At 50.4% G+C, this 10,114-nt stretch carries 7 protein-coding genes; 4 read left to right on the top strand and 3 right to left on the bottom strand.

What is annotated here, in order from left to right:
- Nucleotides 1–224: 224 nt before the first annotated feature.
- A complete protein-coding gene (nirB, locus tag L693_RS0100845) occupies nt 225–2,351 on the top strand; it encodes a nitrite reductase large subunit NirB (protein WP_025715653.1) in 2,127 nt (708 codons plus the stop codon).
- 80 nt (nt 2,352–2,431) lie between these two features.
- Nucleotides 2,432–4,606: an assimilatory nitrate reductase catalytic subunit NasC gene (nasC, locus tag L693_RS0100850; RefSeq protein ID WP_025715654.1), complete on the top strand. Its 2,175-nt coding sequence runs from the start codon at nt 2,432–2,434 to the stop codon at nt 4,604–4,606.
- A 110-nt stretch (nt 4,607–4,716) separates the two neighbouring features.
- On the opposite strand, the gene L693_RS0100855 is transcribed toward nasC, so the two are convergent.
- Both L693_RS0100855 and L693_RS0100860 read right to left on the bottom strand, forming a co-directional pair.
- Complete coding sequence (locus L693_RS0100855) at nt 4,717–5,799, bottom strand: anthranilate phosphoribosyltransferase (protein WP_025715655.1); 1,083 nt, start codon at nt 5,797–5,799, stop codon at nt 4,717–4,719.
- A 19-nt stretch (nt 5,800–5,818) separates the two neighbouring features.
- A complete protein-coding gene (locus L693_RS0100860) occupies nt 5,819–6,421 on the bottom strand; it encodes an ANTAR domain-containing response regulator (RefSeq protein ID WP_025715656.1) in 603 nt (200 codons plus the stop codon).
- Nucleotides 6,422–6,882: 461 nt separating this feature from the next.
- Here L693_RS0100860 and nirB (L693_RS0100865) point away from each other — a divergent pair, with 461 nt between their 5' ends.
- The gene (gene nirB, locus L693_RS0100865) at nt 6,883–9,315 is read left to right on the top strand and encodes a nitrite reductase large subunit NirB (RefSeq protein WP_025715658.1); all 2,433 of its coding nucleotides are present in this window, start codon (nt 6,883–6,885) and stop codon (nt 9,313–9,315) included.
- Nucleotides 9,316–9,327: 12 nt separating this feature from the next.
- The gene (nirD, locus tag L693_RS0100870; RefSeq protein WP_025715659.1) at nt 9,328–9,660 is read left to right on the top strand and encodes a nitrite reductase small subunit NirD; all 333 of its coding nucleotides are present in this window, start codon (nt 9,328–9,330) and stop codon (nt 9,658–9,660) included.
- Nucleotides 9,661–9,843: 183 nt separating this feature from the next.
- On the opposite strand, the gene L693_RS0100875 is transcribed toward nirD, so the two are convergent.
- Nucleotides 9,844–10,114: transposase (locus L693_RS0100875; RefSeq protein ID WP_025715660.1), on the bottom strand; the 271-nt coding region annotated here is incomplete at its 5' end.

The raw sequence follows: 10,114 nt of genomic DNA on the forward strand, positions 1-10,114 counted from the left end.
CAGGAACTGTCGCACTTGACTTGACAATCCGTCAAATAAATAAATTTGAGATAAAAAACACAGGTTTTATGTATTCAATATTGACATGATGCTTACAATTCATTAATCTTAGGTACATATCGGCACAACGATGTGTCGGCATTTACGGCAATGGTGCCCTTTTCCTTTGATTGGAGAAGGGCTTTTTCTGTCTTATTTTATGTGAAGAATGGGGCTGGTTCGTTATGGTGAAAAAACTGGTCATCGTTGGCAACGGTATGGCAGGTATCAAATGCGTAGAGGAAATACTCGAACTGGAGCCGGGTCAGTTTCAAATTACGATTTTTGGTGCAGAGCCCCGTCCTGGGTACAACCGAGTGCTCTTGTCCAAAATGCTGCAGGATAAAAGTTCATTCGAACATATCGTCACTCATGACTGGGCGTGGTATGAAGAAAACGGAGTCAGGCTATATGCCGGCGAACGTGTCCGTGACATAGATATTGCAGCTCGTACAGTGGAAACGGAAACGGGCATTAAAGAGCCGTACGATATACTCATACTGGCAACCGGCTCATTGCCCTTCATACCTCCCATTCCCGGAGTCCAGAAACAGGGAGTAATCGCTTTTCGAGATGCGAGTGATTGTGAAACCATGGCTGAATATGCCAAAACTTACAGGAAGGCCACGGTCATTGGAGGAGGGCTGTTGGGGCTTGAGGCCGCACAAGGTCTGCTGAATCTTGGAATGGAGGTCGAAGTTGTCCATAATGCACAGTACCTTATGAATCGTCAGCTTGACCGAACAGCGGCTGCTCTTCTGCAACGGGAGCTGGAGCAACAGGGGATGCGGTTTCATCTAGCAAAGAAAACGGTCAACATTATGGGACGGAACAGGGCGCAGGGACTGATGTTTTCGGACGGAAATAGGCTGGAGAGCGATTTGGTTGTGTTGGCGGTTGGTATCCGGCCGAATACGGATTTAGTACAGGCCAGTGGTCTGAAAGTCAACCATGCTATTGTCGTAGATGATTATATGCGCACAAATATTCCCGGTATTTACGCAGTTGGTGAATGTGCTGAGCACCGTGGAATTTCATATGGGCTGGTGGCGCCGTTGTATGAGCAGTGTAAAGTATTGGCAAAAGTCATTTGTGGCCGTGAAACAGCTCCCTATGAAGGGTCGATTCCGTATGCGCAGCTCAAGGTTGTGGGGATGCATGTGTTTTCCGCAGGAGACATTCGCGAAGAGGGAAACGAGACAGCAGTGATAGAATATGACGGTATACGGGGGACTTACAAAAAAGTGATGATGCGAAACCATGCTGTCACTGGCGCTATTTTGTTTGGAGATACGGCGGAAAGCAACTCACTGCTTGGAATGGTACGACGCGGAGCGCCGACAGCAGAGCTTACATCACAAGATAGAGGTGTAAGCAGAGCGGAGGAAGAGGCTGCCAAGCTACCGGAAGAGGAAACGGTGTGTGCGTGCAACAGCGTGAGTAAGGGGGCCATTTTGCGAGCGATCACTATAGATAAGCTAAAGACAGTAGAAGAGGTGAAAAATCGGACCAAGGCATCCGCTTCCTGTGGAGGGTGTCGGCCGCTGGTGGCTGCATTGGTCAAAAATGCTTCGTCCCCAACGGCAATTGCAGGAGCTGTAGCTGCTCCGGCTGTCCAAGAAGTTGTTCCTGTATGCGGATGTACGCACTACGATCATGATTTGCTTAAGACAGCCATGGTAACCGCACGATGTCAGACTCCAGTGGAAGTCGTGACCCGTCTCGGCTGGACCAGACAACAGGGTTGTGAATTATGCCGTCCGGCTGTACTTTACTACCTGGAATCCCTTGGATTGCGGGACATGTCTGCATCAGGCCAATTGGTTGGGGATGTTGCGATCCAGGCCGAGAGTCAGTTGTTTTCTGAGTCCTTTCAGATGGGCGGCGAAGCTTTTGCAGAAGCAGCCTGGCTGAAAAAACGGCTGTCGGCTGTCTGGGGGAGCCGCGCATTGCCGGCGCCAATTGCAGTTGCAGTTTGCCTGGGCCCGGAGTATCCGGGGGGTGTACTTGTTCACGACATCGGACTATCCCGATCACCAGCTGGGTGGGAAGTTTATGCTGGTGGTCATGCGGAGCATCCGGTTCGCCAGGGACGGCTGATTGGAGTAGAGGAGAACGCGGAAGAAGCGGTTTTGATGGCTACGGCTTGCTTGCAAATGTATCGGTATAACGCACGGTATGGGGAGAAGATGTGGGAATGGATTGAACGGACTGACGTTTTGGTGCTGCGGGAGAGCGTACTTGATGCGACTCTTCGAAGCGGATTGGCGGGCAACCAGCGGGATTACATTGCTGACAGGGTGACTGGTTAAGCAGGAAGTGTGGGAAGTGTAGTGACTGTTCTTGCGTGTGCAGACAATGAAATTGTGACGAATGGAGAGGGGGAGACTTTATGTGTCAGTCAGAAGAAAGCAAACCGGAGGGGACGTTACACGTACCGACAGTGATTGATACACAGTGTCCGTTTTGTAGCGTGCAATGTAAGCTGACCGTTAGCACAGATACGGAGACACTTGCTGGTGTCACTCGCACGGTATACAGGGCAGAAGGGAAATCTAACGCAGCCTCGCAGGGCAGGATGTGCATCAAGGGGATGAATGCCTATCAGCATGCAATCCATCCGGAAAGGCTACTGCGACCTCTTATGCGTAAATCAGGCGAGCTTGTGCCGGTCACATGGGAAGAGGCGCTGGATGCTGTCGCCAGTAGTCTCTCTTCAACACTGTCCGTACAGGGTCCTGATGCAATTGGCATATACGGCAGCGGCTCGCTATCGAATGAAACGGCTTATTTACTTGGTAAATTTGCCAGAGTGGCTGTAGGTACGCGCTATATCGACTACAATGGCCGCTTCTGTATGTCAGCCGCTGCATCTGCTGGCAGCAAGGTGTTTGGTATTGACCGTGGACTGACCTGCAGGTTGGCAGACATTCCGTTAGCTCAGTGTATTGTGCTCGCAGGTACAAATATTGCTGAATGCCAGCCTACACTTATGCCTTACTTTCACCAGGCCAAGGAGAATGGGGCGTATATCATTGTCATTGACCCTCGTGCGACCCCAACGGCGGCAGCTGCTGATCTACATGTACAAATCAGACCCGGTACAGATGCAACGCTGGCCAATGCCATACTAAAGGTCATCGTGGATGAGGGATTTGTGAATGAGGAGTTTATCCGCAAGCGGACTAACGGCTATGAGCAACTGAAGACTCATTTAAACAGTGTAAATCTGAACGAATCAGCTGTGCTATGCGGAATTGAGCCAGAGGTGATTCGACAGGCCGCGCGCGCTTTTGGCGCTGCAAATACGGGCATCGTTTTTACGGCCAGAGGGGTCGAGCAGCATACAGATGGACATATGGCAGTACGTGCCTTTCTTAATCTGGTGCTGGCCACCGGCAAGATTGGCCGGGAAGGCTGTGGTTACGGGGCCGTCACGGGTCAGGGTAACGGACAAGGGGGGCGGGAACACGGACAGAAGGCGGATCAGCTCCCCGGCTACAGATCAATTGAGAATGAGACGGATCGTGCCTATGTGGCATCGGTGTGGGGAATTGAGCCAGACAGCCTGCCGGGAAAAGGAGTATCGGCCTATGAAATGATGGAACTCGTTCATCAGAGAGAAATTGAGACGCTGTTCGTGATGGGCTCTAATCCTGTCGTATCCAATCCGAATGCTCGACTCGTGGAGGAAGGGCTGAAAAAGCTGAATCTGCTGGTTGTGGCGGATATGTTCCTTACTGAAACAGCGCGGATGGCCGACATTGTATTGCCTGTCACATCTTACCTGGAGAACACCGGGACGATGACCAATCTGGAGGGGCGCGTTCTGTTGCGGGAAGCAGCGAGGCCTGTTCCGGGCGAGGCTAGAGATGACTGGCGTATTTTATGTCAAATAGCTGCAAGGCTCGACAAGGGCGGCTACTTCTCGTACAAGGATGCTGAGCATATCTTTGAAGAGTTGCGGCTTGCCAGTCGAGGCGGTGCTGCCGACTATTACGGGATCACGTATAGCAGGCTGCGTCGTGAGGAAGGTGTATATTGGCCATGCCCGTCACCGGACGAGGCGGGTATGGATACGATGTTTCGGGAAAGCTTTGCCCTTTCTGATCAAAAAGCTGTTTTTACGGTGGTTGAAAGCAGTGGAGCCGCAGAGCAGACGTCTGAGGAATACCCGCTTATTCTGACGAACGGCCGCGTGCTGGCTCATTATTTGACAGGCGAACAAACGCGCAGAAGTCCCTCGCTAACCGCGCGCGAGATTGAAAATTTTGTGGAAATACATCCACGTACAGCGCGGCGCTGGCATATCAGGGATGGAGAGTGGGTGGAAATCACATCACAGCGAGGAAGCTTCACCGTGCGCAGCCGGATTAAACCGAATATCCGCGAAGACACACTCTTCGTACCCATGCATTGGGGCGGTGTGCAAAATGTAAATCGGGCGACCCGGACAGAACTTGATCCGTTCTGCCGAATGCCTGGCTTCAAAACGGCTGCTGTACACATCCGTCCTCTCCACCAGCCTGTAATGGCGATCAGTGCAGATCGTGGTGAATGGCTTTAGTTCTTCACTCATTCTTTTATGCACAAAAGGCCAGTTCCTGATTCAGGAGCTGGCCTTTTGACTTGTTCAGTTTGTAGGGTCTACAATCGGTAGACTGCGTGATGCTCATACTATAAGTGCAGCCAGGGTTCGGATACACTGGAGACATTGGCTCCCATTTCCATTTCTTTTGAGAGCATAGCTTCACGCCAGCGACAATACAAGTCCCAGGCAACCCCGTTTTCCAGCAGCGGTTTGCAGGTGTACAAGCCCTCTTCTATAGAATCAACTCGGCCTGCAACGAATAGTCGGACTGCACCGTTGAGCAGCACTTGATTCGAAAAGGCTAGAGGAGCTGTGCCTTGCAATACATCCTCCGTTATGCGCAGTTGTTCAGCAGGGGTCCAGTCATGCTCGGGTACCACCGAATCTAACCCGTACATTTCCGGATCAATAACCTGCAGCGACACCTCGCCGTTCGCAAGCAGGTAAGTCCGGGTTGGTCGGTCAATGAACAGATCCTCCGATCCTTCGCTTCCCTGGACGATCAGAGCTCTGCGGTAATTCAGCTGTTGCATCAGTTTCGCCATCTTGTCGAACACTGTATTGTGGAAAACGCCGAATACGATATACGGTGAAGCACCGTAATCAACCAGTTTCTCGGCTGTGTTCAGCACCGTGCGAAGTCCTAGCTCTTCACGAATGGTTCGCAGCTCTCTCAGAGGTGAGCACCACTGTTCAGAGGCTGCGAACAGTACGCCTGTCAGCTTTGCGGCTTGAATGGCGGTTTCGTGGGCCATGTTTTCAGATGTTACCCCCATTTCCTGCAGCAAAAGGGGGAGTGTAATCCCCCATTTGGGAGGGAGGGGCGCACTTCCATGCATCGTCACCGGGACCCCGTGCGCGGCGACTAGAAAAGCGGTGGCAAGGGTGGCGATAAATGATGATTTTCTGCCGTCGTAGGGGCCTGCGAAATCTATACCTTCCTGCATCGGGAAGCGGTGGGCATATTTACGACAGGTGTTTACAAATGCCTCCAGCTCGGCGATACTCTCCATTTTGATGCGTTCTGCGGCAAAGAAGGCTCCGATTTGTGCAGGCGTTGCCGATCGGGTCATAATAAGCTCGGCTGCGGCTTCAGCTTCGGCGTAATTCAAATCCCGGGCGCCTCTTTTGCCGCGTCCAACCTCTTTTAATATTTCAATAATGTTCATATTAAGGCCCCTTTCAAATCTATGCCTTTAGCATTTGCTGTGCTTTGACGATGGAGATGGCTACATCCACGATCCGTTTGCGCTCATTCATTGCTTTTTTTCGCAGCAGATCGTATGCTTCCGCTTCCGGAATGCCGTTTACTTCGCCAAGTATTCCTTTGGCCATGTCGATCCATTTGCGCTCCTCCAGCCGAGCGGTTAGTTGTTTGCGTTCACTTAGCCAGTGCTGGCGTTCGAAAAAATGTTTGGCACTAAAATGAAGAGCCCAATTCAGCTCATGTGCTGCCATAGAGGGAGTTAAAATGCCGTCGACAGGAACATTGGCTTCGCATGATTCCGTCGATGACAGAGCGGATTCCGCGCTGCACCACCAGAGCAATGGGATTGCTTTGGCTTGCTCCAGCCTGTTGGACCATATATTGATGGTACCGACAGGTATATTCAATACCGCTGCATCTGCCTCATGAATCAGCTGTTTGATTTCAGATTCATCGTGGCAGGATAGAGTTAGATATCCGTTGGACTCCAAAAGGTGCTCAGGTCCTGCTTGCCCTAAGGATACGGCATGTGCCTGCCCGGATACATGTTCTGAATGTGAGTAAATTACCAACAAGGAACGCAAGTGGGCTCCTCCTTTCTGTAACATGAAGGGTAGTAAGCGATGGGGATGACAGGATGTGTCTCCTGATAACAAACATGACATGTGTTTTTTTATTTGCGTACGTTTTTTTGAGCATTGTGAGGGGGAAACGGACTTTTAATCCATTTTGGCGTGTTTTCGTCTGAAAATCAATCCAAACTTTCTAAAAAAGTGATATTTAATACGTCATGAACATGTTACATGATGGTAAAATATAATTTTTATAAGATAATGCGTAAGGAATCTTGACATCGCACTTGAATCGTTATATATTGGCTACAGTACTTTTAATTCCATACTTTGATGGATACAACGGCGTATTCAATGAAACGGCAATGGAGCCTGTTTTCACATGTGGAGGGATGTTTTGAATCTCCCTGTGTGAAGCAGGCTTTTTATGTTTTGAAGTGTTTTGAAGATATGAACAGAAGGGGAGAGGTCTGATGAACCACATCAAAAAGCTAGTGCTGGTCGGCAACGGAATGGCGGGGATACGTACTCTTGAGCATTTACTGATGATCGCTCCGGGTGTCTATGACATTACGGTATTCGGAGCTGAGCCTCACCCGAATTATAACCGGATTATGCTGTCCTCCGTTTTGGCTGGAGGGGCTGGTTTGCAGGATATAGTCATCAACGACTGGAGCTGGTATGAAGAGAATCATATCCAGTTGTATACCGGTGATCCTGTCACAGAAATTGACACAGACAAGCGGCAGGTGACGTCCCGCTCCGGTGTATGCGTTCCTTATGATGTGCTGCTGCTGGCTACAGGCTCCAACGCCTTCATTCTGCCGCTTCCGGGGGCAAATAAAGATGGTGTTATCGGCTTCCGGGATATTCGTGACTGTGAAACGATGATGGAGACGGCAAAGACGCATAAAAAAGCAGCCGTCATCGGCGGTGGATTGCTTGGGCTAGAGGCTGCCAGGGGACTACTCAACTTGGGGATGGATGTTACGGTTATTCATATTCATGAACATATTATGGACCGGCAGCTGGATGAGGCCGCTTCCCTAATGCTAAGGCGCGAGCTGGAGGAGCAGGGAATGAACTTTCTGGTCAATAAGAGAACGGCAGCTATTACAGGCCGTCGCCGTGTAGAGGGAGTTAAATTTGCCGACGGCAGCGAGCTGGAAGCGGATCTGATCGTTATGGCAGTAGGCATCATACCAGACATTGAGCTTGCGGTGTCGGCAGGGATTCCTGTAAATCGCGGCATTATCGTAAATGATTACATGGAAACAGGCATTCCTGGCATATACGCCGTAGGAGAATGTGCAGAGCACCGGGGAATCACCTACGGGCTGGTGGTTCCGTTATATGAACAGGGTGGTGTGCTGGCACAGCGGCTCGCGGGAATGGAAACCCCGGGCTATAGGGGGTCCGTCATTTCGACGAGACTGAAGGTATCGGGCGTAGATGTGTTTTCTGCAGGGTGCTATAAGGACGAACCGGGAACTCGTTCCCTTCGATACCAGGATGAAATTAGCGGCGTCTACAAAAAAATCGTAATCAGGGAAGATAAACTGATCGGAGCCGTTCTGTTCGGTGATACATCTGACGGAGCCAAGCTGTTTTCGTTGATCAAGAATGGCGAGTCGGTGGTTGGTCGTGAGAAAGAGCTGTTGCTCGGCTTCAACCCTAATCAACCAGAAGCAAGCGGCTCCATCATGCTGGAGCAAATGCCTGATGACGAAATTGTATGCGGATGTAATGGTGTGTCCAAGAGAGACATCGGGGACGCGGTTGCGGCTGGCTGCCGGAGCCTTGGGGAGATTAAGGCCTGCACGAAGGCATCCGCATCCTGCGGTGGCTGCAAGCCATTAGTGGAGGGGCTCTTACAGCTGTATGCAGGCGGCGAAACAGGGGAACTGGCTAAAGAAGGCATTTGCAGTTGTACGACACTTGACCGGGAAGCGATCATTGGCGGCATCCGGGAAATGGGATTGAAAAGCGTCAAAGAAGTGATGAACGTGCTGGGTTGGAACGAACCTGAAGGATGTACCAAATGCCGACCGGCGCTCAATTATTATTTAGGTATGCTGTGGCCGCTGGATTATGAGGATGAGAAGGAATCCAGATTCACAAATGAAAGGTACCATGCCAATATCCAGAAAGACGGCACCTATTCTGTCGTGCCCCGCATTTATGGAGGAGTTACTTCACCTGCCGATCTGAAGAAAATTGCTGCTGTTGCAGAAAAATACAATGTGCCTTTGGTAAAATTTACGGGCGGACAGCGTCTTGACCTGCTTGGTGTGAAAAAAGAGGATTTGCCAGGTATCTGGTCCGAGTTAGATATGCCGTCGGGGCATGCCTACGGGAAGACACTACGAACGGTTAAGACATGTGTCGGCAACACCTTTTGTCGTTTCGGTACCCAGGATGCGATGGGAATGGGTATCCGTTTGGAAAAGGCGTTTGAACGCCTGAATGCGCCATCCAAGGTTAAACTGGCCGTGTCCGGTTGTCCGCGAAACTGTGCCGAGGCGACGATCAAGGATTTAGGCGTCGTCGCAATTGACGGTGGTTGGGGAATTTACGTTGGCGGTAACGGCGGCATTAAGGTACGAGCGGCTGAACTGCTTTGTACCGTTAAAACCGAGGATGAGGTCATGGAATGGACTGGCGCCTATTTGCAGTATTATCGTGAGCAGGCGAATTGGGGCGAGCGCACAGCGCATTGGGTAGAGCGTGTTGGCTTAGAATCCATTAAGCAGGCGCTTGCGGATGCGGAGACGAGACAGGAACTGGTGGGCAGAATTGAGGAGACGTTAGGCACGACAACTGATCCTTGGCACGAAATCATTCATGACAAAGAGCTGCTCAAAAACTTTGTGCAGTTACCGGAGCTTAACTCAGTAACGAAATAGGGGGCTGAAAAAATGGAGATCAACACGACAACAACCAGCAGAATCAGAGTAGCCAATCTGAACGATATTGATCTACGGGGAGCCCGTACAGTTCGTATTCATAATACAGAGATAGCCCTATTTCGGCTGAGCGACGGAAGTGTTCGTGCGCTTGAAAACCGTTGTCCGCATAAAGGAGGACGGTTGTCCGAAGGGATGATATGTGGCTCAGCAGTCCATTGTCCGCTCCATGACTGGAAAATCGACCTGTCCACTGGTCAGGTGCAAGAACCGGATACCGGGTGTGTGACTGCTTTCCCGACAGAGATTGATCATGAAAGCGGAGCTGTTTATATCGTAATCTAGGGTTCTCCCCTTTTTCGGTCCATAACCTGGCTGAGCTTGTACTATCATCGTATAGTCTTAATGAAGTTTTTTATAACACGGCGAAGGGTGGCAGATAAAATTTTCCTCAGTATAATAAGGAGAGTTCACTAAGGAGAGATTTTTTTGTCTGGAGCCGTTCTTAACTAGGGCCTGTACGCAAACCTATTTAAGCCATAAACGAATAGAAAGTAGCGTCAAAAAAGTCATGAACATGTTTGCTGTTTTTTCATAGCGAGTAGCCAGGCGTCGATAGTTTTTAACTTTGTTGAAAAAGCATTCAACTAAGTGTCGCTCTTTATACGTCTCCGAATCTAGCGGACGCTTTACCCGCCGATTGCGTTTGCATGGGATCACCGGAGTAATGGATCGGCTTTGCAAAAGCTCTAAAATGGCATTGGTATCGTAGGCGCGATCCGCTAACACTTCTCCCGGG

It is taken from the genome of Paenibacillus sp. 1-18 (assembly GCF_000520755.1).
Classification (GTDB): Bacteria; Bacillota; Bacilli; order Paenibacillales; family Paenibacillaceae; genus Paenibacillus; species Paenibacillus brasilensis.

What these genes read in the sequence shown, in the direction of transcription:
- nirB (WP_025715653.1), top strand. Translation starts at nt 225, where the DNA reads ATGGTGAAAAAACTGGTCATCGTTGGCAACGGTATGGCAGGTATCAAA.
- nasC (WP_025715654.1), top strand. Translation starts at nt 2,432, where the DNA reads ATGTGTCAGTCAGAAGAAAGCAAACCGGAGGGGACGTTACACGTACCG.
- L693_RS0100855 (WP_025715655.1), bottom strand. Translation starts at nt 5,799, where the DNA reads ATGAACATTATTGAAATATTAAAAGAGGTTGGACGCGGCAAAAGAGGC.
- nirB (WP_025715658.1), top strand. Translation starts at nt 6,883, where the DNA reads ATGAACCACATCAAAAAGCTAGTGCTGGTCGGCAACGGAATGGCGGGG.
- nirD (WP_025715659.1), top strand. Translation starts at nt 9,328, where the DNA reads ATGGAGATCAACACGACAACAACCAGCAGAATCAGAGTAGCCAATCTG.